This window comes from Rubripirellula lacrimiformis, from assembly GCF_007741535.1.
Classification (GTDB): domain Bacteria; phylum Planctomycetota; class Planctomycetia; order Pirellulales; family Pirellulaceae; genus Rubripirellula; species Rubripirellula lacrimiformis.
On sequence record NZ_CP036525.1, the window covers coordinates 392,912 to 417,561 of the forward strand.

A 24,650-nucleotide genomic window follows, 5' to 3' on the forward strand; every position below is an offset into this window, starting at 1 on the left:
GTTTTGGGTGGCCTTGCCGCGGTCGGGTGGCGGCCGGATGGCTGGCGGCGTGATCCCGGCTTGGGAAGCTAGCCGTTGACAGCCTGCCGGTCACAGTTGACAGTGGCGGGTGATTGAACTGTTTTTCTTACCTTTGCAGCACTTTGCACATGACCGACGCCACTTCGTCCGCCCCGCGGACCATGCTCGACAAAATCTGGGAACAGCACCTCGTTGACGCTCCGGCATCGGGCCCGGCGATTCTGTACATCGACCTCCATCTGGTCCACGAAGTCACCAGCCCCCAAGCGTTCGAAGGGTTGCGGATCAACAACCGCCCTGTCCGACGTCCCGAACGGACGATCGCGACGCCCGACCACAACGTTCCCACCAGCGACCGAAGTCTGCCGATCGCCGACCCGATCGCCCGCATCCAGATCCAAACTTTGCGTGAAAACTGCAAAGAGTTCGGTGTCACGTTGTTCGATATCGACGACGCCCGCCAAGGGATCGTTCACGTCATCGGCCCTGAAAATGGCTATACCCAGCCCGGGATGACGATCGTTTGCGGTGACTCGCACACCGCCACCCACGGCGCCTTCGGGTCGCTGGCATTCGGAATCGGGACCAGCGAAGTCGAACACGTCTTGGCAACACAGACGCTGCTGCAGTTCAAACCCAAGACGATGGAATTGCGTGTCGATGGCAAGTTGCCTCGCGGCGTGACCGCCAAAGACATGATCCTGTACCTGATCGGCCAACTTGGCACCGCTGGCGGTACCGGATACGTGCTTGAATTCACCGGCGAATGCGTTCGTGCATTGTCGATGGAAGAACGCATGACGGTTTGCAACATGTCGATCGAAGCTGGTGCCCGCGCCGGCATGATCGCACCGGACCAAACCACGTTCGACTACCTGCGTGGCCTTCCCGAGGCGCCCAAAGATTTTGATGCTGCTGTCGAACGTTGGAAACAGTTGCCGACCGATGAAGGTGCAACCTACGACGTGTCGAAAGTCTTCCGCGGCGAAGACATCCAGCCACAAGTCACCTGGGGCACCAACCCTGGGCAAGTTCGCAGCGTCACCGACAAGGTGCCCGATCCGTCGGAGTTCAGCGACGCAACCGAAAAGAAATCGACGGCCAACGCGTTGGAATACATGGGCCTGGATGCGGGGATGCCAATCGCAGACGTCTCGCTGACTCGCGTTTTCATCGGCTCCTGCACCAACGCACGGATCGAAGATTTGCGTGCCGCCGCCGCCGTACTGAAGGGGCACCACGTGTCATCGGACGTCAGCGCTATGGTCGTGCCGGGCAGTGGTCAAGTGAAACTGCAAGCGGAAAAAGAAGGGCTGGACAAGATCTTTGTCGAAGCCGGTTTTGATTGGCGCGAAGCTGGTTGCAGCATGTGCTTGGCGATGAACCCCGACAAGTTGGAACCAGGCGAACGATGTGCCAGTACCAGCAATCGGAACTTCGAAGGACGCCAAGGCAAAGGCGGACGTACCCACCTGGTTAGCCCCGCCATGGCCGCTGCCGCCGCAGTCAAGGGTCACTTCGTTGACATCCGCGACTGGGACTACAAAGCGTAAAGGCAAGTGTTTAGGAACCGGTTTCCGGCGTCCCACCATCGGGATGCCCTGGTCGGTTCTAAACCCAACGGGGCGACTTCGTCCCGCCTTTGACTTTCGAAAATCTAAACGCCTTCTACCCATTTGATTCGCATGCAAAATTTCACCATTCATACCGGCGTCGTCGCCACGATGGACCGCGCCAACGTTGATACGGACCAGATCATCCCCAAGCAATTCCTGAAGCGAATCGAACGGACCGGTTTCGGCCAGTTCCTGTTCTTTGATTGGCGCTTCATGGATGACGGTACGACACCCAACCCCGAATTCGAACTCAATCGAATCGATGTCAAAGGGGCATCGGTGTTGGTCACCCGCAAAAACTTTGGCAACGGAAGCTCTCGCGAGCACGCCGTTTGGGCACTCGATGACTACGGTTTCCGAGTGGTTCTGGCGCCTTCGTTCGCGGACATCTTTTTCAACAATTGTTTCAAGAACGGCATTCTGCCTATCCAATTGTCCGAAGAAGATATCGAAGAAATCTTTCAGCGAACCGCCGCCAATTCGCCTTATCAGTTGACGGTCAACCTAGAAGATCAAACGATCACCGACGGACAGGGTTTCGACCGCAAGTTCGAAGTCGACGCCAGTCGTCGAAACAACATGCTGAAAGGTCTCGACGATATCGCTCAGACGCTGCAGAGCGAACAGAAGATCACCGACTACGAAAACGCTCGAACCTGGTAGTTGGGAGCGAAGCGAGCGGACAGTTGGAGTCGCTCCGAGCTGGTGCGGAAAAGAAGTTCGAGGTTAAGTTCGAGTTGGAGTCTAAGTCGCGAATCGGAATGCAGTCTGAAGACTTGAGCTTAAACTCGAACTCGAACTCGATTTTTCCTTCCTGACGGATGGCCCCGTTATCGGTTCGGTGTGGCAGTCGAAGCTGCCGCGTGGCCCCACTTGGATGAATCCCGCTTTCTGCGGACAATGGTGACGTCTTTGAGTCCCCATTCCCTCCCACCGGCGAGATTCCATTGTCCAAGGCCACCCCACACCCGATCGGCGAGAAGAGCGTCTCTGCATTCCAGCGAGCCTGCAAGCTGATGCCCGGCGGGGTCAACAGCCCGGCTCGCGCCTTCGGTGCAGTGGGCGGAACCCCGTTGTTCATCGATCGCGCCGAAGGGCCTTATCTGCATGACATCGACGGCCGCCGGTACCTGGATTACATCGGTTCCTGGGGACCGATGATCTTGGGGCATGCCAACGGCGAAGTCATTGACGCGGTCGTCCACGCGGCCAGTCGGGGGACCAGTTTCGGTGCACCGACCGAAGCCGAATCGCTGCTGGCCGAACAGATCATCGAAGCGGTCCCCAGCGTCGAAAAGGTGCGTTTGGTCAACAGTGGCACCGAAGCGACGATGAGCGCAATTCGTGTGGCACGCGGTGCCACCGGACGCAACAAGATCATCAAGTTTTCGGGCAACTACCACGGGCACGTCGATAGCCTGCTGGTGGCCGCCGGCAGTGCGGCGGCAACACTCGGCGCCCCCGATTCGCCCGGCGTCACTCCGGGCGCCGTCGGCGACACCATCGTGCTGTCGTACAACAACGTCAGCGAAGTGGAGGCCGCGTTCGCAGAGTATCCCGGCCAAATCGCGGCTGTGATTCTGGAACCCGTCGTTGGCAACATGGGATGCGTGCCGGCGACGATGGAGTTTCTGAACTGCTTGCGCAAGCAGACGACCGCAGACGGTGCGATCCTGATCTTTGACGAAGTGATGACGGGCTTTCGTTTGGCCTATGGCGGTGCACAAGAACGTTTTGGGATCACACCCGACATGACCACCCTGGGCAAGATCGTCGGTGGCGGCATGCCGCTGGGAGCCTACGGCGGACGCGCGGATATCATGAACCAGGTCTTGCCCGCCGGGAAAGTTTTCCAGGCTGGTACGCTCAGTGGCAACCCGGTTGCGGTCGCCGCCGGCAGCACCACTCTGCGGATCCTAAAGGAAAACCCACCCTACGAGTACTTGGAACAGCAGGGCGATCGCCTGGCCGCTGGGTTGGATAAAGCCGCTAACGATGCTGGTATCCCACACACCGTTGGCCACGTTGGCAGCATGATCACGTTGTTCTTCAATCCCGATCCGGTCCACTGTTGGGACGATGCGGATCGATGCGACCGCGAAGCCTACGGCAAGTATTTCTGGGGCCTGATCGGCGAAGGTGTTTACATGCCGTGCAGCCAGTTCGAGTCGCTGTTCTTCAGTCGCACGCACACCGAAGCCATGATCGACGAAACGATCGCCGCCGCCGAAAAAGTGCTCCGCGAGATGGCTTAGTCGCCCCGGAAACCGCTGTCGTCGTCAGCGAGCGCATCGTTTCACCGCGTGCCCAGCGGGCCGCGCGTGTCAGCGTATGGACGCACGGGGCGTTGCCCACGCGGTGAAACGATTGGGCCGTGAGGTGTGTTTCGTATGTTGGATAGCAGCGCGTCGTTTCACCGCGTCCCCAGCGGGCCGCGCGTGTGATTGTATGGACGCACGGGGCGTTGCCCACGCGGTGAAACGATTAGGCCGTGGGGTGTGTTTCGCATGTTGGATAGTAGCGCCTCGTTTAACCGCGTGCCCAGCGGGCCGCGCGTGTCAGGTATGGACGCACGGGGCGTTGCCCACGCGGTGAAACGATTGGGCCGTGAGGTGTGTTTCGCATGTTGGATAGTAGCGCATCGTTTCACCGCGTGCCCAGCGGGCCGCGCGTGTGATTGTATGGACGCACGGGGCGTTGCCCACGCGGTGAAACGATTAGGCCGCGTGGTGTGTTTCGCATGTTGGATAGTAGCGCATCGTTTCACCGCGTGCCCACCGGGCCGCGCGTGTCAGGTATGGACGCATGGGGCGTTGCCCACGCGGTGAAACGATTAGGCCGTGAGGTGTGTTTCGTATGTTGGATAGCAGCGCCTCGTTTAACCGCGTGCCCAGCGGGCCGCGCGTGTGATTGTATGGACGCACGGGGCGTTGCCCACGCGGTTAAACGATTGGGCCGTGAGGTGTGTTTCGCATGTTGGATAGCATCGCGTCGTTTAACCGCGTGCCCAGCGGGCCGCGCGTGTCAGGTATGGACGCACGGGGCGTTGCCCACGCGGTTAAACGATTGGGCCGTGAGGTGTGTTTCGCATGTTGGATAGCAGCGCGTCGTTTCACCGCGTGCCCAGCGGGCCGCGCGTGTGATTGTATGGACGCACGGGGCGTTGCCCACGCGGTGAAACGATTGGGCCGTGGGGTGTGTTTCGCATGTTGGATAGCAGCGCCTCGTTTAACCGCGTGCCCAGCGGGCCGCGCGTGTGATTGTATGGACGCACGGGGCGTTGCCCACGCGGTTAAACGATTGGGCCGTGGTGTGTGTTTCGCATGTTGGATAGCAGCACATCGTTTAACCGCGTGCCCAGCGGGCCGCGCGTGTCAGGTATGGACGCACGGGGCGTTGCCCACGCGGTTAAACGATTGGGCCGTGGGGCGTGTTTCGCATGTTGGATAGCAGCGCCTCGTTTAACCGCGTGCCCACCGGGCCGCGCGTGTGATTGTATGGACGCACGGGGCGTTGCCCACGCGGTGAAACGATTAGGCCGTGAGGTGTGTTTCGCATGTTGGATAGTAGCGCCTCGTTTAACCGCGTGCCCAGCGGGCCGCGCGTGTGATTGTATGGACGCACGGGGCGTTGCCCACGCGGTGAAACGATTAGGCCGTGAGGTGTGTTTCGCATGTTGGATAGTAGCGCCTCGTTTAACCGCGTGCCCAGCGGGCCGCGCGTGTGATTGTATGGACGCACGGGGCGTTGCCCACGCGGTGAAACGATTGGGCCGTGGGGTGTGTTTCGTCGTCTGCTGTCGTTTCACCGCGTGCCCAGCGGGCCGCGCGTGTCATCGCGTGGGGCGTTGCCTGCGCGGTTCTGCAATGCAGCGGGATGTTCGGTGGACCGCGTCTGCAGCGCCGAACCAAAATGCAGAAACCACGAATGACACCAATCACTCGAATGGGAAAGGAACACTGCCTTTCTTATTCGTGTCATTCGTGTGATTCGTGGTTAAAACTTCTTTACGACGTCCGCACTCGCGACCGCGGTCGGACGCTACAGACCGGCTAGGCGTGATTCCGAATCGCCAAACTCGTCCAGTCGTACATCCATGCGATCCATGATCGACAGGTACAAACTGCACAGCTTGCGATCGTCGTCGTCCTTTTCGACGTAGTCCAGCACACGGCCGGTTTCCAGCGATCCCGACAATCCACCGGTCAACAGCAGCGGGACTTTGCTGGAATCGTGAGCGTTCCCGCTCCACATGTTCGAAATGAACATCAAACAGGAATGGTCCAGGACGGTGCCGTCGCCTTCGGACATCGCATCGAGTTTCTTGGCCAGGTAGGCGTATTGGCTGCAGTAGTACCGCGAGATGCGTTCGTATTCGTCCGACTTGTCACTGTGCGACGCCGAGTGGTGCGTGCTGGCGACATCCAGGAACGGATAGAACAGTCCCGATAGGTCGCGGTTCAACAGCAGTGTGGCGACTCGTGATTTGTCGGTCTGGAACCCAATCGCCACGATGTCACACATCAATTGCATGTGATCGCGAATGTCCTCGGGAAGCCCGTCATCGGGGCGAGCCATCATTTCAATCGGGACACCATGATCCTTGGCTCGCGATTGAGCCTTGTCGCGGCTGGCGCGCATCGCTGCGGCACGTCTTTCAACTTCGCGAACACTGTTGAGGTACTCGTCTAGCTTCGCACGGTCGACCGAGCTGATCTGACGGCTTAGCGATCGAGCATCTTCGCCAACGCGGTCCAGGATGCTTTGGTTGCGGCGGCTGCCTTGGTTGTCGAACAGAGCGTCGAAGGCCAGCGATGGATAGACTTCCATCGGGACCGGCGAAGTCGCGTTCTGCCACGAAATGTGCGAACTGTAGGCCATTGAAAAGTTGGTTTCGTGATAGCCCGTGGTTGGCTGTTCACATCCCAACACCAAACTGGGGACCGCCGTCTGTTCTTGGAAATGGTTGGCCAGCATCTGGTCCATGCTGATCCCGCCACGCAGTTCCGATCCCTTCTTCAGCGAGGCACCCGACAGGATGTTTCCGGTCTGGCCGGGGTGGATGCCAACGCCAGTGGCGTTCTCATTGAACAGGCCGGTGACGAAGTTCATTTTGTGTTTGATCGAATCCATCGGTTCGAGGCTCTTGCCCAGTTCCATCGATTCGCCGCTGCCCTTGGCCCACCAATGGTCCGAGTTGATTCCGCAGCCCATGAACAGGGCTGCAAACCGTTTGGGCGCTGCGATCGGGTCGTTGCCGACGACGGTTTCGCGTCCCCACACAGGGATCGATTCCATCCACGGCAGCGCCATTGCGGCACCGGTCCCGCGCAACAGCGTGCGACGAGACAGGCGGCCATCACGGGTGTCGCGTGGGGTGCGGCGGGACGCGTCGCTATTTGGGTTGGTCGAGGTCATGGTCGTGTTCCTTTCTGCATCGCTCATTAAAGTTCGTCGTCCGCATGGCGGACGCGTTGATTCAAAAATGCTGGGCTGGTCACGATCGTTTCGATCATGCTGCCAAATCGATAGTCTTGGGACGCAAGGTTCGATTTCATTCGTTCCACTAGCTGTTCATCGGAAAGCTGGACGGTTCGGCCCAAGCCGTATGCCAAAAGTTTGCGACACAGGTTGTCGATGAAGTCGTCTTCACGTTCGGACCGAATGTACTGGCGCAGGCCGACGAGCCCGATTCCCTCGCTGGCGTCCGGAAAGACGACCGAACTGTCCACCGCCCGCCCGCCCAGATCCGTGTCACGCCATTCGCCCACTGGACCGTAGTTTTCAAACACCAACCCGAACGAATCGATCTTCTCGTGACAGGATGCACAACTTGGATGCTCGCGATGCTTCGCCAGCGCCTCTCGCAGCGTCAGTTCGCCCAATTTCGACTCATCCTCGGGCAATTCGGGAACCGTGGCGGGCGGGGCAGGGACGTGTTCGCCCAGGATCCGCTTGACCACCCAATTGCCACGTTTGACCGGGCTGGTCCGCAGCCCCGGTGACTGGTTGGTCAGGAAAACCGCCATCGGCAACAGGCCGCCGCGCTGGAACGATCCGGCATCGTCGACGCGTTTCCACTGGTCACCGTCGATGTCGGTCGCCGGCATGCCATAGTGTTTTGCCAGTTCCGTATCCACGAACGTGTGATCCGCATACAGAAAATCCAGGATCGAACCGTCACGTTGGATCACATCCTCGACAAACCGGATCGGTTCGTCGTGCATCGATTGGCGAAGCTGGTCGGTGAACGCTGGGAACCGTCCGCGGTCGACGCCGTTGTGCTGTTCGAATTGTCGAAAGTCCAGCCAGTTACCGACGAACTGGACGACAAAGCGTTGCACCCGAGCGTCCTGTAGCATCCGGTCGGTTTGGTCGATCAGGACATCGCGGTCGACCAACCGTCCCGATTCGGCTAGCTGCATCAGTTCCGCGTCCGGCATGCTGGCCCACAGAAAATAGCTCAGTCGATTCGCGATCGCGTATCCGTCCAGAGGCTGGATTTCTGGTGCCGCGGATCCGTCGTCGGAACCGCTGCTGGCCGCGGGCGACACTCGATAACAGAATTGAGGCGACATCAGGATGCGTACCACGCTGTCGCGGATCGCTTCCTCGTGGGTCAGCCCGTCATCCTGGCGAAGGCTCTGGTAGAAATCGACAATGTCAGTCTGTTGTTGGGGCGTCAATGGACGACGAAAGGCGCGTTCGGCAAGTTGGACTACCGCTTCGATTTGTTTGGGTTCCGACTGCGCACGTAAACGTTCTAGCCGTCGGAATGTTTTTGACATGTCGTCAAAGTATCGGTGGATGGCTGCCACGGATTCGTCGCTGCCACCCACTCGTTTGGCCTTCGACGTATAGGCCTCTTCCAGCCCGCGGACTTTCGATTCGTCCGAATTGCTTTTGTCTTCCGCACGGTATCGATCGAACACGCGGTCGCGCATGAACTGGCTGTCGGTTCGGTCGAACCAAATGAATCCGCTGTACTGCCGCATCGGTGCCGAGGCCACGAAATCCAGTTCCAGCCAAAGTCGATCCAATTCTTGCTGCTGGCTTTCGCTAAGCATCAAGTCGTAAAGCGGGGCATCGTCGCGAAAGTAGCCCATCTGACTGTGGAAGCCGGCGCTCAACAGTCGTCCGGAACGGCCCTGCTTGGCTTCCACGGCCGGATCCAGATAAGTCCGCGCCCGTTCGGATACAAAGAACGTATCGGGGAACACGTCACAGAACCTTTCCAGGGCACGGTCCATGGCTGTGGGGGCAGGCGAAGCTTCGTCGGCGTTCTCTGATGCCGAAGTTTCTGATGCCGAGTTTTCTGCGGTGGGATCCGGGGCATCGGCGGATTCCCGTTTCATCAGCCGGCTCGCTGGCGAATCGGGGGTCAGCCCAAAGTCGCCGTCGGGCAGTCCGCCGCCGGCATAGCGTCGACGGTTGGCGACAAACTGACGATTCTTCCAAAGCACCAGTGGCTGCGATCCTGGGTTCATCTGGGGCGACGTCAGATTCGGGACCTCGGGAACCAAGGCTTCTCGCAGTGTGGTCACCAGCGTCGCCATTTGTTGGCAGTCCGCCGCAGCCTTGGCTTGGTCATCGGGCGATGAACCGTCCGGCAGTTCGTTCCATATCGACTGCAGTGCTGCGATCGGGCCGACGGGTTCGGCTGGCGAATGCAGCAGTTGCCATAGTGTTTCGGTGTACCGCTGGCTTAGCCCCGCATCTTTCGCTCGCCCGGATCGAGCCGCCGCGTCTTCGGATTCCTGCTTGGATTTCCACAGCGTTTCAAAGTACTTGGCATAGTCGGTGCATTGTTGCCGATAGAAGTCGACGATCCGATTGACACAGAACTTGTCGCGGTCCGTGTCCGTCATGACCGGGTGCGGGGCAAACGTGATCCCCGATGGCGTCAGCACCAAGTGGTCGGAAACGTGGCGGTTGGCGGCTAGATACTTCTTCAGCAAGACCGGAGACATCGTCAGCGAGTCACCCGAGTTGTCAAAGCCGGCTTCGTTGGCCGGGTCGATCGGGAATTCTGCAGCCGGTCGGATGTCGACGCCGGTCAGGTCGGCGATCGAGTGGTCGAACTCGGCATTGTTCAGCCGCCGAGCCAGCACGATTCCCGGGTCCCCGTCGGTACGATGTGCCTCGGCCTTTTTGACCTTTGTAATCCACTCGATGATCTGCTTGCGCTCGTCATCGCTAGGCTGCGGACCGGCGTCTTCCGGGGGCATATCGCCGTCGACAAGCCGCTGCAGAACCACGTTCCAGCGGCGAAAATTCTCAGTCACCGCAGCGGCGTTTTCGTCGGCGACCAGATCCAGGTCGCCTTCGCTGGTATCCCCGTTATGGCAGTCGGCACAATACGTCTGCACAAAGGGGCGGACCGTGTCGGCGAATGAGGATTCAGCAAGCGAGGATCCCGAAAGCGGGGCGCTGTCTGTCGCCGATGGGGTTGCCGAGGATGTGGCTGAGGGGCGGCTGGTGGACGGTTCGTCCACCGGCGGCTTGGCAGCCGTGACGGTTGCGGCAAGGCAAACCGGCAGCAAAATAGCGAAACGCATCACAGGTAGGGCGGGGGGTAGCGGGGGGTGAGCGGTGGGGTGGGATCGTCGGTGGCTCCAGATCTGCAAAAAACAGATTTGCCGACGATGGCTCCAGTCTAGCCGTCGGCGCCGCTGGGTGCAGCCATTTTTGCCCGCAAATCGCACGACTTCCCGCTCCAGGACCGTCCATCAGGCCCCCGAAAACGTCTCGACTCAGACGGCTTGCAAAAACTCGCCCCAGCAAAGATACTTTTCCGATCGATCGGCCAACAGCCGGATCGAGCCGAAGTGGCGGAATTGGCAGACGCGCTGGATTCAAAATCCAGTTGGTGCAAACCAGTGTGGGTTCGAGTCCCACCTTCGGTACTGATGAATCAAAAGGACTTAGAGCGATCGCTCTGAGTCCTTTTTTTATGCGTTCTGAGAACCAGCCGTGGCAGCGTTGCTCATCCTCGTGGGCCGCTGGACGTGAGTCCACGGGCCTTTATGTACGTCGTTTCGGTTTGGGTTGAATCCTTCGGGGGAGGGATGGGCCCGGCCGCTCACGCGATCACGGCTCACGGTGTTGGCTGGCTTTTGTGAGCCGCTGGACGTGAGTCCACGGGCCTTTTTGTCCGTCGTTTCGGTTCGGGTTGAATCCTTCAGGGGAGTGCTTGGCCCGGCCGCTCACGCGATCACGGCTCACGGTGTTGGCTGGCTTCGTGAGCCGCTGGACGTGAGTCCACGGGCCTTTATGTACGTCGTTTCTTTTCGGATTGAATCCTTCAGGGGAGTGCTTGGCCCGGCCGCTCACGCGATCACGGCTCACAGTGTTGGCCGGCTTTTGTGAGCCGCTGGACGTGAGTCCACGGGCCTTTATGTACGTCGTTTCGGTTCGGGTTGAATCCTTCTGGGGAGGGCTGGGCCCGGCCGCTCACGCGATCACGGCTCACGGTGTTGGCTGGCTGCGTGAGCCGCTGGACGTGAGTCCACGGGCCTTTATGTCCGTCGATTCTTTTCGGGTCGAATCCTTCAGGGGAGTGCTTGGCCCGGCCGCTCACGCGATCACGGCTCACAGTGTTGGCTGGCTTTGTGAGCCGCTGGACGTGAGTCCATGGGCCTTTATGTACGTCGTTTCTTTTCGGGGCGAATCCTTCTGGGGAGGACTGGGCCCGGCCGCTCACGCGATCACGGCTCACAGTGTTGGCCGGCTTTTGTGAGCCGCTGGACGTGAGTCCACGGGCCTTTATGTACGTCGTTTCGGTTCGGGTTGAATCCTTCTGGGGAGGGCTGGGCCCGGCCGCTCACGCGATCACGGCTCACAGTGTTGGCCGGCTTCGTGAGCCGCTGGACGTGAGTCCACGGGCCTTTATGTACGTCGTTTCGGTTTGGGTTGAACGCTTCAGGGGAGTGCTTGGCCCGGCCGCTCACGCGATCACGGCTCACGGTGTTGGCCGGCTTTGTGAGCCGCTGGACGTGAGTCCACGGGCCTTTATGTCCGTCGTTTCGGTTTGGGTTGAACGCTTCAGGGGAGTGCTTGGCCCGGCCGCTCACGCGATCACGGCTCACAGTGTTGGCTGGCTGCGTGAGCCGCTGGACGTGAGTCCCCGGGCATTGTTGTCCGTCGTTTCGGTTTGGGTTGGACGCTTGTGGTGAGGACTAGGCCCGGCCGCTTACGCGATCACGGCTCACAGTGTTGGCCGGCTTCGTGATCCGCTGGACGTGAGTCCACGGGCATTGTTGTCCGTCGTTTCGGTTTGGGGAGAATGATTCAGGGGAGTGCTTGGCCCGGCCGCTCACGCGATCACGGCTCACAGTGTTGGCTGGCTTTTGTGGGCCGCTGGACGTGAGTCCACGGGCAATGTTGTCCGTCGATTCTTTTCGGGTCGAATCCTTCAGGGGAGTGCTGGGCCCGGCCGCTTACGCGATCACGGCTCACAGTGTTGGCCGGCTTTTGTGAGCCGCTGGACGTGAGTCCCCGGGCGTTGTTGTCCGTCGGTTTGGTTTGGGTTGAACGCTTCAGGGGAGGACTGGGCCCGGCCGCTTACGCGATCACGGCTCACGGTGTTGGCCGGCTGCGTGAGCCGCTGGACGTGAGTCCACGGGCCTTTATGTCCGTCGTTTCGGTTTGGATTGAATCCTTCAGGGGAGGGCTGGGCCCTCTTTATCCTACACATCTTTCTTGAGACACTCCGTCCCTGACATTTCTTCAAGGGACGGAGATGATTCGATGTGTCCAGGATGGATTGAGGAAGAGACTCGGACTTTGGACCTGGGTGACAAGCGTCGAAGTAAACGCTTCAGGCGAATTCTTGAGCAGTTCGATCAGGTAGCGCCCTCGACACCGGCGGCGTGCGGAGAAGTTGCAGACCTCACTGCCACTTACCGGCTTTTCAACACCCCCAGTGTGAACTGGATGGCAATTCTGCAGCCCCATAATCAAGCCACGATGGAGCGGTCAGCCAAGTACGATGTCGTCGTGCTGGCACAGGACACCACCGTTTGCGATCTCACCAAACCTTCGCGTCAAGTCGTCGGTGCCGGGCCTCTGGAGGACGTAAAAAAGCGGGGATTCTTTCTGCATCCGCTTTATGCCGTCACTCTCGATGGTCTCGTCTTGGGTTGCGTTGACCAACTTATCTGGACACGTGACTCGATTCGCCAAAACGTGGGCAAAGCTCAACGCGATCGCGAGATCAGGACCATGGCGTTTGAAGAAAAGGAAAGCGCTCGTTGGCTTGAACTGATGCAAAGCGGCGAACAGATCGCTCTGGCAAACCCTCAAACTCATTACATCGGCGTCTCGGACAGCGAATCAGACATCTACGAGTTGCTCATCCAGAACAATGATCTGGCCGAAAACTATGATTTCGTTATCCGCGGATGTCAGGATCGGCGAGTCTATCTTGGCTCTGCTGAACAACCCAAGGTGCTGAGCGAGGCGATTGCCGAAGTCCCTTTTTCGCACGAATTTGAAGTCAGTGTTTCGCCACGAAAGTCGTTAATTAGCGGTGAAAGCCGCAAACGCCGAAGCAACCGCGACGGCCGCACGGCAACGATCTCGGTTCGTGCGAAGACGGTTCAAGTGCATGGCCCGCAGCGTCCCGGCGGAAAGGTTGCTCGCGTGGAGCTTCAAGTTGTCGAAGCGGTTGAGCTTGATCCTCCGGTGGGGTGCGAGCCGATCCACTGGGTACTCTTTACTTCACTCGCGGTGACCAGCTTGGCTCAGATCGAGCTAGTTTTATCAGCATACTGCAGGCGCTGGGACATCGAGGTTTTTTTCAAGACGCTCAAGAGCGGGATGAGGATAGAGAAGCTGAAGTATCAAAGTATTGACGCATATTTGAACGCTGTGGCCGCCTTGATGATCACGGCATTCCGAGTCGAGCAACTTAAAAGCGCTTCGCGTGTCACTCCGGAGGCAAGCTGCGGGGCGATCTACGATGCGACGTTTTGGCAAGCGGTGATGACGGTCGTTGAAGGCGGTGTTTTGCACAGCGATACCCCACCGACGCTGAAAGATTTTTGTCGAGTGATTGCCAAACTAGGTGGCTACGTAGACCAACACGGGCAAGGACCTCCAGGCTCGACGACCATCTGGCGTGGTCTGCTCAAAGCCCATGCCTACCACGAAGCCTATTTGGCAATCAAAGGCTTAAAATAGATGTGTAGGATAAAGAGGGCTTGGCCCGGCCGCTCACGCGATCACGGCTCACGGTGTTGGCTGGCTGCGTGAGCCGCTGGACGTGAGTCCACGGGCATTGTTGTCCGTCGTTTCGGTTTGGGTTGAACGCTTGTGGTGAGGACTGGGCCCGGCCGCTTACGCGATCACGGCTCACGGTGTTGGCTGGCTTCGTGAGCCGCTGGACGTGAGTCCACGGGCCTTTATGTCCGTCGATTCTTTTCGGGTCGAATCCTTCAGGGGAGTGCTTGGCCCGGCCGCTCACGCGATCACGGCTCACGGTGTTGGCCGGCTTTGTGAGCCGCTGGACGTGAGTCCACGGGCAATGTTGTCCGTCGATTCTTTTCGGGTCGAATCCTTCTGGGGAGGACTGGGCCCGGCCGCTCACGCGATCACGGCTCACAGTGTGGGCCGGCTTCGTGATCCGCTGGACGTGAGTCCCCGGGCGTTGTTGTCCGTCGTTTCTTTTCGGATTGAATCCTTCAGGGGAGTGCTTGGCCCGGCCGCTCACGCGATCACGGCTCACATTCTTGCGTCTCCAACCGCTAAAATCTGTCGTTCGCTTTTCGTCACTCATTCCGTTTTTGGGCAACGACGATGCCAGATGGACCACTTGCCTACTTCCTCACTTGGACGGTTTACGGAACGTTCTTGCCAGGCGACGCACGTTGGTGGCGGCACCGAAAACAAGGCGCGGCCGTACCTTCTGCCGGCCTGCGGCAATGGTCGAAGGACCGCCTTGCTCACCCTGTCAAACTGCTCTCGCCTGATGACCGCGTCGTTTGCGAATCCGCGATCGACGAAATTTGTGCTTTTCGCGGTTGGGATCAATGGGCCCGATCTGCTCGATCCAATCACGTGCATGTTCTCGTCACGGCGACAGACAGGAAGCCGGAGTTGATACGCGATCAGCTCAAATCGAAATGTACGCTCGAGTTACGGTCGGCGAATTCAGGTTTCGCCGACCGACCTATATGGACCACGCGAGGTGACATTGAATTCATCGATACGGAGGATGAAATCAACGAATGTGTTATCTATATCAACGAGGCCCAGGACCGAATGAATCGCGAACCGTAACAAAACCCGGCCCATACTCGTGGGCCGCTGGACGTGAGTCCCCGGGCATTGTTGTCCGTCGTTTCGGTTTGGGTTGAACGCTTCAGGGGAGTGCTTGGCCCGGCCGCTCACGCGATCACGGCTCACGGTGTTGGCTGGCTGCGTCGCATCCGCGACAACTCGAACCGGTCATGCGAATCGAACGTCAGGCTAGAAAAAATCCTGTCACTTCTGCTGATTTGAAAGACGCGACTGGTCAGTTGAATTCCGCAATCTGAGTGATCTCTAGTGTTGTGTATCCGGCGATGGTTCCGGCATCGAGTGCGTCGACCAGTGCATGCAGTCTTGCGAGTTCGTGTACCTTGACGAGGAGTCGGTCGTCGGATGATTCCGTTGCAATCGAATCTTTCAACGCAGCGACCAAGCTCTGTTTCCCCATCGTTTCTCGTTGCCACTCGTGTGCCATCACCAGGAATCCGCCTGACTTGTCGATCTGTACCTCGACAGCGCGGGGTTGGTCAGGCGGCGGATCCACCTGCGACCTGCTGGGCACTTCTGTCCTCTGATGCGGCATCTCGATCGATTTTTGCATACTGAACGCAGCCGTCACCATGAAAAAGATCAGAAGCAGGAATGTGACATCCACCATCGGCGTCATGTCGACCTGTTCTTCGGATAGGTGCTTTCGAGCTGGGACGCTCCCGTATTCGTTTTTCCGCATCGATTCTCTCCTGGAAATCCATCCACGAGCAATGGACTGGCCGATTGCCGCAATCGCTGGCATCGTTCGAAACATGCGCTGGCGACGACGGTGAACTACAGATAGGACGTCGTTTGCGAAGCGATCCGAACAAAATTCAGCAAGAAACGCAGTGCAAACTCTCCGAGAGGATTTTCGATTGGCTGATCAGAGACGGCGGGCAGGGGCCATCTTCTGCGATCGGTCCCGGGTTGGTTTTTTCTGTTTCAGGCCACTTCGTCTTGTTCCCGTTTTGGACCGAGGCTGTCGGCAATGCTTTTCATCCGCAAAGATGGTGCAGCAAGTTGTTCCCCGAATTGTGGTCGCTGAATCAGTAGGGCGAAGCGTCGTGGAATGGCGGGAGATGCTAGATGTGTTCGGCAATTCCTCGAGAATGCTTTTTGACGCTAGAGGATGATCTTGATGAGTGATATCTATCTGGCCATCGCAGTGATGGCGATCCTTTCGCTTGCATGCGGATTGGGGACAGGGCTGTACGCGTACTCCACCCGCGGGCAGCGGACGATGCTGTGCCTGACGCTTGCCGTTTTGGCGGGGGTGATGTTCCTGTTCTATGGTTCGGGCCAACTTCTCTGGGCTCGATGGATTCCTTCGTCCGCCGCGATCATCTACTCGAACGTCACCTCGTTGCTTGCGGCGGCAGCAGCCGGTTGGGCCATGCGGCTCGGTGGCATGCCTCGCTGGCGAAGAATGATTTTGGCCAGCATGCTGGCAGTGATGTGCTTGGCTGCGTTGACTTGGCCCTTGCTGGCGATCGCTATTCGCCCCGCGCCACAGGGTTCCGATCAATGGAACGGAGCCGTTGCGATGCAGTCGTCGTGGGCGACGTGCAGTCCTGCGGCGGCAGCGACGCTGCTTCGGCTGAATGAAATTCCGGTATCCGAGGCGGACCTCATTCCGCTGTGCTTAACCGACCGCGATGGGACGCCGACGTTGGGCCTTTATCGTGGCCTGAAAATCATGTCGGACCGTCACGATTGCGACGTCGAAGTGGTAACGCAGACGGTGGACCAACTGCTGCAAAGTGACGATTGGCCGGTCTATCTGGCTGTTCGTTTGCCCTACGGTGTGGAGGACCGAAGATACGTTGAACAGTGGGGATGGATTCCCGGCATGGGGCATTCAGTCGTGTTGATGGGAAAGCAACAACCAGACATTTTTGTCGTCGGTGATCCCTCCGTGGGGGCCGAGCTTTGGACCGAGGCCGATCTGCGTCAACTGTGGCACGGAGACGGCCTGCGGATTCGCCGGCGTTCAGGGCCGTTGAGGTAATCGCTGGCGTCGTGGATTTCGCTAGAAATCCTTGGCGGCGAAGGAAGTCTGGCGAATCCCACGACGGAGACTGCCGCTGATTGTTCCAACGATCCTAGTACTTCGCTGCACCTTGGTTTTCGGGTAGCGGGACTCGTCAACGGTTTGTCGATTCAGTGAGCCGCGATCGCGTAAGCGGCCGGGAATCCCCCCCGCTGCCCTTGGCCTCACGGCCAGCGGCTCACCATTGTCGGTTGAAAGTTCGCCTAAATCGACGAAAGTCTTGACGACTTCCGCTACGACGTCTGCCCGAACGTCTAGCTGACATCGAATACCAGGCGACGATGTGGTTCTGAGCGAATCCTTGTGCACAACTATCGTTGTTTCTCGCGTTCTTCTTTCCGTGCAGGGAAGTCGACCACGACCAGTTCCTGTTTCGCTTCGTCCCAAGCGTATTCCTGATAGTAGGGCAGCATCGGCAATCGGATTCCGTCCATGCCACCCGGTTCGATGATCTCGTCCATGAACACTTCGTACGTCAGTGGCACGGGACGATTGATGCTGCTGGCGTCACGCAGTTGAATCTTTTTCGTGACACCGAAACCACCGACTTTGGCAACGGTCGTTCGGTAGGCTTCTGCGCTGACCATCAGTGGGTTCTTCGATTCGACGCTGGTGCTAGCCAGCACCGCGCCGTCGGCGAGCGCGGTTTCAAGCTTCAGGACATTCTGAGTCGTCTTGCCGATCGTTTCTCTTGGGGTTGCCTCTTCGGCGGTCGCCCCGGGCGTGGTCGAGGCTGCATTGTCAGTCGGGCTCGACGGGAGGCAACCGGTCGAGGCAACGCATAGCAGGAGTGCGGTGGTTCTAAGAGCGTGGTTCATCAATCTTTACCTGAAGCCGAAAATGACGTGAAGCCGGGACCTGTTCTAAGATACCGTAACTTCGCCCCTTTCGAGCAGGCATCGCGAAGAGTGACGATTTTCTTTGCCGATTCGATCGAGCCGGTTGATGACTGCTGGTTTAACCGGCTGCTGTCTTAACCGGCTGCGGGGTTCCATGACCGGTCAAAGAGACGTTCGGTATTCAGACGATACAGTTTGTCCACGACCGTCTTGGGCAAACCCAAGCCTTGCACAGGCTCGGAAAGTTCGGGCACCGTCTGGGTCTGTTCCGTATTGAAGTACCGCCAATCGCGCAGCCAGCGTTCACGTACCGATTGATACTGGTCCAGAGTGTTTTCGCGATCAACGCCCAGGTCGGTGCCGTAGACGATTCGGTCCTGGTACTTGGTGAAGAATTCAATCACCGCGTCCCGGTCTCGCTGCGATTGGTACTGCAACTGGCCCGTTCGAGCAGCCACGCCAATGGTGGCGTTGGGGAACTGATCTAGGAACGCCGCCATCCGCTGGGTGCTCCATTCCAAGCTGGCCAAGTGGCATCCGATGAACGTCACGCCGGGATTCTTAGCCAGCATCCGATCGCGAGCGGCGACTTGGTCCTCGTACGACGGCAAGTCGGGGTGCAGGTGCATGTGGTACTTGGGAAACTTCTGAAAGTAGCTCCGGTCATTCAGCGTGGTCATTTCGTCCAGAGGCAGCCAGCAGTTCTTGGGCTCGCCAAGGTGCCCTAGAAGCACCAGTCCTTGATCGGCGATGTGCTGGAAGATCGGATCGAACTTGGGGTCGTCGATCATCACCAAGTCCCCCTCTTTGTTTCGCAGCACCATGCCGATGTTCTTCCACACTTTGACCCCCACGGCGCCCTTGGCAATCTGCTGATCCAAGTACGCGATGGTCTGGGCGACGAAGTCTTTGTCGTCAAAATTTTCAACCGGGAACGAACAAACCGGTGCCGTTCGACTGGGGTCCGCCTGGTACTGCCAATACGTGGTGCGATGCTTGTCATGGTTGGATTCCGGGTCGCCGGACCAGACTGCCATGTTCACAAATCGAAAACGGTCTCGCTTGGACAGCGTCACGAACCCGGCGTCTTCGCTGTGAATGTGTGCGTGCAGATCGATCTTCTCGACTCGGTCGTAATCCTCCATCGAATAGTGATCACTCGGCGAATCGACATCATCGGCGACCGCGGATGCGATGGTCATCCAAGCGATCAAGGCGACTGGAAACACGACAGCAAGGGAATAGATGCGTTGCATGGCAATGGATGGGGGGAATCAGGGGAGGGATGATGTCAGCCTGCCGGGCCAACTTAGCAACGAACGATCAATCAGTGTTGTTTCTTTCTTCCCCCTCTCTCTCTAATTCTCTCCCCCCGCAAACCGCTGCGCGGCGGTGGCGAGATGACTTGAATCGCGACACTGATTGATCGCTCGTTTGCTACTTTTCAATCTTGGCAGACAGATTCTCTTTGGTTTGCTGAATCGCTGTGGGAATGTCCGTGCAGGCGACATCCAGCCCCAGGCCGATCGCCAGGTAGTAGTCCTTCACTTCGTGGCCGGGCCAGCCGTTGACTTTGAACCCCTGTGCCTGAGCCTTCTGGACCAAATCGCGAGACGTCCCCGAAATTTTACAAGCGATGTGTGTCGCTTGCAGTCGTTCCGCGCGCTCGATGAACTCCGTTGACAGCGGTTTGCTGGCGATGATCGCGATCGGCCAGTCCGCGTCTTGCTGCCGCATCGCCACCAATGGTCGTTCGTCAAAGGATGTGAACAGATAGTCTGAACCTGTCGGCTTGTATTGCTTGGCGGCCGCGTACAGCTTCTGGCAATACTCGGCAATCCGCGCATCGGGATACAGTGACTTGTTGCTGGTCTTCATCTCCAGTTCCAGGTACACGCCCGGTTTGTCTTGGAAGTACTTCAGGAAATCATCCAGCAACAGAAAGGATTGGCCCTGCTTCGTCCGCACGTCCTTCAGTTGATCTGCCGTCTTGTCTTCGACCGCACCACTGGCATCGTGAGTCCGATCCAACGTGTCGTCATGCAACAGAACCAACACGCCATCCTTGGTCATCCGGATGTCCGTTTCGAAGCCGCGAATGCCTCGCTCGTAACAAGTCTGAAAACCCTGCATGGTGTTCTCTTCGAATTCATAAGCACCGCCACGGTGGGCAAGGATCAGCGGCGTCGGATTCGATTCATCCGCGAAGCCATTTCCAGTCAACGTTAGCCCAGCGAATAGTTGGCACAGCAAAACAAAACGTAACATCAGCATTTCATCCTTTAGGGAATGCAGTGGGGGGGGGCAGGCGGGCAGGATGCAACTTTCACAATTGTCATCCTGGTGCCGCCGTGGTCCGACGAACCGGATGGGGGCCGTTGAAGCCGGAAGTCAGCAGGTGTGATTGTAGAGCAAACCCAATCGTGTCACCCACCACCGGACCGTCCGGCTTCTGGTTGGATCCGCTTAGATACCGAGCGACGCAGGCGGCGGATCACGGGATGCCAGAGCGTGAAGTGACCGACGGTAGGCTTCGTCGGATTTCCAACGGAAATGGCATTTCGTTGGTTGTCAGGCCGCCGGCAAATCGGGTTGTCGCTTCACAGCATGATCGGGTGTCCCGTTGGTAGGAGCGCACTTTCGGCGGATTTCGGTTTGTGTATTTCTGGTGTGGATCCAGTGTGTTTTGGCGAAAGGGGCTGCTGCGAACGCAGGATCCAACGTGGGTTGCACACCACGAGTGCATCCTCGTCCGAACAATGCATTCAACATAGGCAACGCTGATGGGCGGGCCGGTAGGTGCCGTCAGTTTCTCGGCGCAGCGCCGAACAATTCAAAAAATACCGCAGTGTTTGGAAGAAAAGTTAACGTCGCTTGCGTCAACCTTAGCCTGTCGCGTGGCGGCGATGCGGTCCCGTTGCCAGGTCTTCGAAAGCGGCGCTACCGACACCGGTCAACGGGTTTCCGCGGGTGGCTAAGTGCCCCCGCCTCGAATCGGAACAGTCATTGCATGGTACGCAGGAACGTGCCTGAAAGCGGTCGGCATTCAACTTGTCAGCACAACCTTTGTTCGGCCTTGCCGTGACTCCGCTTTCATTGCCTTTTCGATCTCTACCGTCCAATTCGGTATCCAGTCCACCTTAGGAATCAAGTGTGAAACGTTCAGATTCAAAACATGGCTTTACTCTGGTCGAGCTGTTAGTCGTGATCGCAATTATCGGCGTTCTGGTGGGGTTATTATTGCCGGCGGTTCAATCAGCTCGCGAAGCAGCTCGCCGAATGCAGTGTTCGAACAATATGAAACAACTGGGTTTGGCGCTGCACAATTACCATAGCGCGTTCAATCAATTTCCGGCCGGTGCGGTCTGGTTCGAAGGCTATACCGGTGGATCACCCAACGGGACCCGGACGGTCAGCGCGGCAATTTTTCTGATGCCGTTCATGGAGATGACCGCCCTGTACGAAGGCTTCGTCCAAGACGCGAAGCAAGCGGTTCCAGGATCGTCCCCCTGGGAAAGCGAAACACTCCGTACAGCCGGCCCGCAGTCGTCGTTTCTGTGTCCCTCGGCGGCCAGTGCAGACGCAACGGAGTACGAAAACATCTCGAAGAACACCTATGTGTTTTCTGTTGGCGACGAACTGTGGCACAACGCCCGAACGAATTCGCAAGAATCAAGCACGATTTCGCAAGGCGACTACCGAAGCATTTTCTTGCCGGCATTGCCAGACCGGTTCAACGAAACCAAGAAACGATTCAAAGACATCCAAGACGGCACGGCCAACACCATTGCGATGAGCGAAGTCGCCGCAACGCCTCGCGGATTCGCGACCATCAGGGGCGACGTGGCAGCGTTCAACGGTATCTACAGCGGAGGTTCTGGCGTGCCCGGACCCTGTTTGACCGTTCCACTGAATGTCAACAATCCCCGTGAATACGAGACGGGTGCCGACTGCTGGCGTGGTTTGATTTTGGGCGATGGTCGGACGATCAACAACAAGTTCACGACCACGTTGCCGCCCAACGCGCCGTCCTGTGCGTATGGCGGAGGCAACAACAGTTGGGGGACATATGCACCGTCCAGCGACCATACAGGCGGCGTGCAAGCTTTGATGTTTGACGGCTCGGTTCGATTCATCACGGATTCGATTGATGCCGGTGATGCGTACGCCCCGCAAGTCACGTCGGGCAACAGCCCCTACGGAATTTGGGGTGCCATGGGATCACCGCAGGGCAAGGAAGTCATTGATAGCCAGTGATCCCGTCGTCGGGAAGACGTTCCCCATGATGCTGCGTCATAGCACCACTTTCGATGGCTTGTTCTGACAAGGCCGTGGTGGATGGCGGGTCCTTCCCTAGGGAGGGACTCGCGATGCCCATCGACGGACGAAATCGGATTGTGACGCACGCGTTTCGATTCTTCTGCACACCGCCATGCCGGCTGGCCAACGCCGGTTCACCATTCAATCGCACCCTGCTTTGCTTACAAATCTGAGGCTTCAAAATGATTCAACCACTCGATTCCCCGTTCAAGCTGTTCTTCGTCGTTGGCATGTTGGCATCGATGGTTTCTGGATGTGGAGGCGTCGTCCAACCCGACGGTCTGCCCGAACTTCACCCGTTTGAATTGTCGGTTAGCCAAGGTGGCACGCCCGTTGAAGGGGTCAGCGTTCAGTTGGTGCCAGAGGATCGTGCCAACAGCCGTTGGGCGTGTGGCGGGGCCACCGATGCGGAAGGCAAAGTCGTCGTCAAGACTCTCGGGAAATTCGAGGGAGCACCTGCCGGAAACTACAAGGTCACGTTCTACAAGGCGATTGTCGAGGACATGAGTCCAGGAGTCTCTGCGGACGATCCCAGTGCGTCTAAGGTTTACGATTCCTACCTGTTGGTCGATCCGAAATTTGGATCCATCGCAACCACTCCCGTCGAAGTCAGCATTGCGGGAGGCGAGACAACGGTGCCGCCGATCGAACTAGGTTCGGCTGTACGAATCAAGCAAAAGAACATGTAGCCAGACTTGGCGATGAAACTTCGCAGCGGTCAACCAGATCGGACTCAGAGGGCGCCTTTGAAGGCGAAGGTGGCCTTTGAGACCATTCGGTGTTAACGTTTGGACTAAAAGAAAGTCCACAATTGGGACCGGAACAACGTGCCACTTTCCCCAGCAACGTAGCCGGTCCGCGATTGTTGTGCCGGCGAATCATCAATCGATGTGACGTCGAACGTGAACCGTGCCGATCGCTGGTTGAACAGGTACCAATTGAATCCGGCGGAAATCTCGTCACCGCTGCCGAACTGGCCCACCACTTGTGATCCCCTGGCGAACAGTTCTAGAGTTTGTGGGATCACGAAGGCGCCTGCTTGGACGAAGAAGCCATGGTCGAACAGCGATGGCAGCCTGGTTCCGGTGTTGCCCTCGATATTTCGCAGCCATCGTAGGAACACTTCACTGCTGAGGCTGAGCCCCTGTCGTTTGATTCCCAGATGAGCTGAATACAGCCAGATGTCAAACGCATTGACCGTCACCCCGGGGGCCAACGCATCGGGTTCGACCAGCCGCGTTCCGTCACTGATTCGAACGACTGTTTGTTCGGCTCCTGGTTGTGCGCTACTGGTGCTCAGATTGCTGGTTTGGGTCAACCCGTGTCCCAGTCGCACCGCCAGCGACGGGTGGTCTTCGATATCAGAGAAGCCACGGCCGAAATCACCCAAGGGCTCCCACCACGAGAGTGCGGAGTAGGCCAGCTGGGTGTCCAGTTCGGATGCTTGCAGCGATAGCGTGTTGAACCCGTTGCCTACCAGAGCGTGATAAGAGATATCGTCCGTTAGTTTGCCCGTCGCCCACATGCCAGCGGTAATCGATGGCCGAAAGTAGGTTGTTGCCATGGTCCGGTCGGCGCCGAGGGTATAGCGAGACGTTTCGGTCCATTCCCATGTCCCTGGCAACTTGCCGAGGCCCATGGAGACCGACAAACGATCCGAAATCCGGAACGATATCCAGCCCAACAACAGTTGAATGGGATTGGAGGTGACCGTGCTGTAGTCAATGTTCGAATAGAAACTCAGGTCTTCGTCGAACGCGTATCCAGAAAAGACTAGTCGTCCACGGTTGATGTTGAAGTCGTTCCGGTTGTTGATCTCGCGAACGTTTCCCGCGGAGTCGATCGACGTCGCCTCGTCTCGACTGAAACCCGTATAGCGAAATTGATTGTGCAGCCCGACGGTTAGCTCGAAAGGCGACTCGTCCTTGTTGGACGGACGCCAAGTCCAGCCAGAATCGTAAACGCTGTAGTGAGTTGGCGATTCCGATTTTGGGACGAGTTGAAACAGTGATGGATCAACCGTGGACGTCGTCTGCGCCGGTACAGAAGATGGTTGTGACTGCAGACTGGCAACGATTGCTTCGAGTTCGCCGATCCGCGTCATCGCGTCGGACAGGCTCGCTTCGCTGTCGGTTGCTGTCTGATCCGATAACGCCACCGCAGGCTCGGCGGGCCGCTGACCTGTTTGTGCCCAAATGTTGGGCAGGGGCCACGGCGCCACCACAGCCAACGCCACAACTGCAAAGCAGCGAACGCTTGAATGGCGAAAGTGGAAACCCATCGAGATAACTGACCTGAACAAGGGAGCGTTATCGTGGTCATCGACTCTTCGGGAAGGTCGGGTTGCCCCAATTGCGAAAGATTTGCTGAATTGATCGGGTGTCCAGGTGAAGCTCGCCGTTCATCAGAGCGAAACGTTCGCTGCGTTGAGTCTTAAGGATCGACGTGGATTCGACGATTCGCGAAATCGGAGACGATGAAACGCGTTCGATTACCGTGCGAGGCAATGGTCCAAGCATC

General features: G+C 58.1%; 14 protein-coding genes and 1 tRNA gene. 8 read left to right on the top strand and 7 right to left on the bottom strand.

From position 1 onward, the window contains the following. Positions 1-149: 149 nt before the first annotated feature. The 3 genes from leuC to hemL all read left to right on the top strand — a co-directional run bounded on the left by leuC (position 150) and on the right by hemL (position 3,892). Complete coding sequence (gene leuC, locus K227x_RS01380) at positions 150-1,574, top strand: 3-isopropylmalate dehydratase large subunit (RefSeq protein WP_145167729.1); 1,425 nt, start codon at positions 150-152, stop codon at positions 1,572-1,574. A 132-nt stretch (positions 1,575-1,706) separates the two neighbouring features. Then, positions 1,707-2,300, top strand: a complete 594-nt coding sequence (gene leuD / locus K227x_RS01385; protein ID WP_145167730.1) for a 3-isopropylmalate dehydratase small subunit — start codon at positions 1,707-1,709, stop codon at positions 2,298-2,300. A gap of 284 nt (positions 2,301-2,584) precedes the next feature. Next, positions 2,585-3,892, top strand: a complete 1,308-nt coding sequence (gene hemL, locus K227x_RS01390; protein WP_261343419.1) for a glutamate-1-semialdehyde 2,1-aminomutase — start codon at positions 2,585-2,587, stop codon at positions 3,890-3,892. Positions 3,893-5,678: 1,786 nt separating this feature from the next. On the opposite strand, the gene K227x_RS01395 is transcribed toward hemL, so the two are convergent. Together K227x_RS01395 and K227x_RS01400 are read right to left on the bottom strand one after the other, a co-directional pair. Then, complete coding sequence (locus K227x_RS01395; RefSeq protein ID WP_218934022.1) at positions 5,679-6,950, bottom strand: DUF1552 domain-containing protein; 1,272 nt, start codon at positions 6,948-6,950, stop codon at positions 5,679-5,681. Between the two features lie 131 nt (positions 6,951-7,081). Further along, positions 7,082-10,195 carry a DUF1592 domain-containing protein gene (locus tag K227x_RS01400; protein ID WP_145167732.1) on the bottom strand — a complete coding sequence of 1,038 codons (3,114 nt, stop codon included), beginning with the start codon at positions 10,193-10,195 and terminating at the stop codon, positions 7,082-7,084. Between the two features lie 264 nt (positions 10,196-10,459). On the opposite strand from K227x_RS01400, the gene K227x_RS01405 reads away from it, so the two are divergent. Both K227x_RS01405 and K227x_RS01410 read left to right on the top strand, forming a co-directional pair. Continuing rightward, positions 10,460-10,543, top strand: a tRNA-Leu gene (locus K227x_RS01405). 1,843 nt (positions 10,544-12,386) lie between these two features. Further along, entirely contained in the window at positions 12,387-13,820 is a 1,434-nt protein-coding gene (locus tag K227x_RS01410) for an IS4 family transposase (protein WP_145167733.1), read from the top strand. Positions 13,821-15,153: 1,333 nt separating this feature from the next. On the opposite strand, the gene K227x_RS01415 is transcribed toward K227x_RS01410, so the two are convergent. Next, entirely contained in the window at positions 15,154-15,618 is a 465-nt protein-coding gene (locus K227x_RS01415) for an ExbD/TolR family protein (protein WP_218933680.1), read from the bottom strand. A 441-nt stretch (positions 15,619-16,059) separates the two neighbouring features. On the opposite strand from K227x_RS01415, the gene K227x_RS01420 reads away from it, so the two are divergent. After that, positions 16,060-16,929: a cysteine peptidase family C39 domain-containing protein gene (locus K227x_RS01420; RefSeq protein ID WP_145167735.1), complete on the top strand. Its 870-nt coding sequence runs from the start codon at positions 16,060-16,062 to the stop codon at positions 16,927-16,929. Between the two features lie 353 nt (positions 16,930-17,282). Here K227x_RS01420 and K227x_RS01425 read toward each other — a convergent pair whose 3' ends face one another. From K227x_RS01425 to K227x_RS01435, 3 genes are all read right to left on the bottom strand, one after another. Continuing rightward, complete coding sequence (locus K227x_RS01425) at positions 17,283-17,789, bottom strand: hypothetical protein (protein WP_145167736.1); 507 nt, start codon at positions 17,787-17,789, stop codon at positions 17,283-17,285. 155 nt (positions 17,790-17,944) lie between these two features. Then, positions 17,945-19,066: an amidohydrolase family protein gene (locus K227x_RS01430; RefSeq protein WP_145167737.1), complete on the bottom strand. Its 1,122-nt coding sequence runs from the start codon at positions 19,064-19,066 to the stop codon at positions 17,945-17,947. Between the two features lie 181 nt (positions 19,067-19,247). Then, positions 19,248-20,078: a glycerophosphodiester phosphodiesterase gene (locus K227x_RS01435; protein WP_246146429.1), complete on the bottom strand. Its 831-nt coding sequence runs from the start codon at positions 20,076-20,078 to the stop codon at positions 19,248-19,250. Positions 20,079-20,963: 885 nt separating this feature from the next. Here K227x_RS01435 and K227x_RS01440 point away from each other — a divergent pair. Next, on the top strand, positions 20,964-22,067 hold the full coding sequence (locus K227x_RS01440) for a DUF1559 domain-containing protein (protein ID WP_145167739.1): 1,104 nt from the start codon (positions 20,964-20,966) through the stop codon (positions 22,065-22,067). A gap of 245 nt (positions 22,068-22,312) precedes the next feature. After that, positions 22,313-22,819, top strand: coding sequence for a carboxypeptidase regulatory-like domain-containing protein (locus tag K227x_RS01445; protein WP_145167740.1), 507 nt, complete (start codon positions 22,313-22,315; stop codon positions 22,817-22,819). Positions 22,820-22,923: 104 nt separating this feature from the next. Here K227x_RS01445 and K227x_RS01450 read toward each other — a convergent pair whose 3' ends face one another. Next, the gene (locus K227x_RS01450; RefSeq protein WP_246146430.1) at positions 22,924-24,411 is read right to left on the bottom strand and encodes an OprO/OprP family phosphate-selective porin; all 1,488 of its coding nucleotides are present in this window, start codon (positions 24,409-24,411) and stop codon (positions 22,924-22,926) included. Positions 24,412-24,650: the final 239 nt, after the last annotated feature.

What these genes read in the sequence shown, in the direction of transcription:
- leuD (WP_145167730.1), top strand. Translation starts at nt 1,707, where the DNA reads ATGCAAAATTTCACCATTCATACCGGCGTCGTCGCCACGATGGACCGC.
- K227x_RS01450 (WP_246146430.1), bottom strand. Translation starts at nt 24,411, where the DNA reads ATGGGTTTCCACTTTCGCCATTCAAGCGTTCGCTGCTTTGCAGTTGTG.
- K227x_RS01435 (WP_246146429.1), bottom strand. Translation starts at nt 20,078, where the DNA reads ATGTTACGTTTTGTTTTGCTGTGCCAACTATTCGCTGGGCTAACGTTG.
- K227x_RS01430 (WP_145167737.1), bottom strand. Translation starts at nt 19,066, where the DNA reads ATGCAACGCATCTATTCCCTTGCTGTCGTGTTTCCAGTCGCCTTGATC.
- K227x_RS01445 (WP_145167740.1), top strand. Translation starts at nt 22,313, where the DNA reads ATGATTCAACCACTCGATTCCCCGTTCAAGCTGTTCTTCGTCGTTGGC.
- K227x_RS01425 (WP_145167736.1), bottom strand. Translation starts at nt 17,789, where the DNA reads ATGAACCACGCTCTTAGAACCACCGCACTCCTGCTATGCGTTGCCTCG.
- K227x_RS01395 (WP_218934022.1), bottom strand. Translation starts at nt 6,950, where the DNA reads ATGGCGCTGCCGTGGATGGAATCGATCCCTGTGTGGGGACGCGAAACC.
- K227x_RS01420 (WP_145167735.1), top strand. Translation starts at nt 16,060, where the DNA reads ATGAGTGATATCTATCTGGCCATCGCAGTGATGGCGATCCTTTCGCTT.
- K227x_RS01410 (WP_145167733.1), top strand. Translation starts at nt 12,387, where the DNA reads ATGTGTCCAGGATGGATTGAGGAAGAGACTCGGACTTTGGACCTGGGT.
- K227x_RS01415 (WP_218933680.1), bottom strand. Translation starts at nt 15,618, where the DNA reads ATGCGGAAAAACGAATACGGGAGCGTCCCAGCTCGAAAGCACCTATCC.
- leuC (WP_145167729.1), top strand. Translation starts at nt 150, where the DNA reads ATGACCGACGCCACTTCGTCCGCCCCGCGGACCATGCTCGACAAAATC.
- K227x_RS01400 (WP_145167732.1), bottom strand. Translation starts at nt 10,195, where the DNA reads ATGCGTTTCGCTATTTTGCTGCCGGTTTGCCTTGCCGCAACCGTCACG.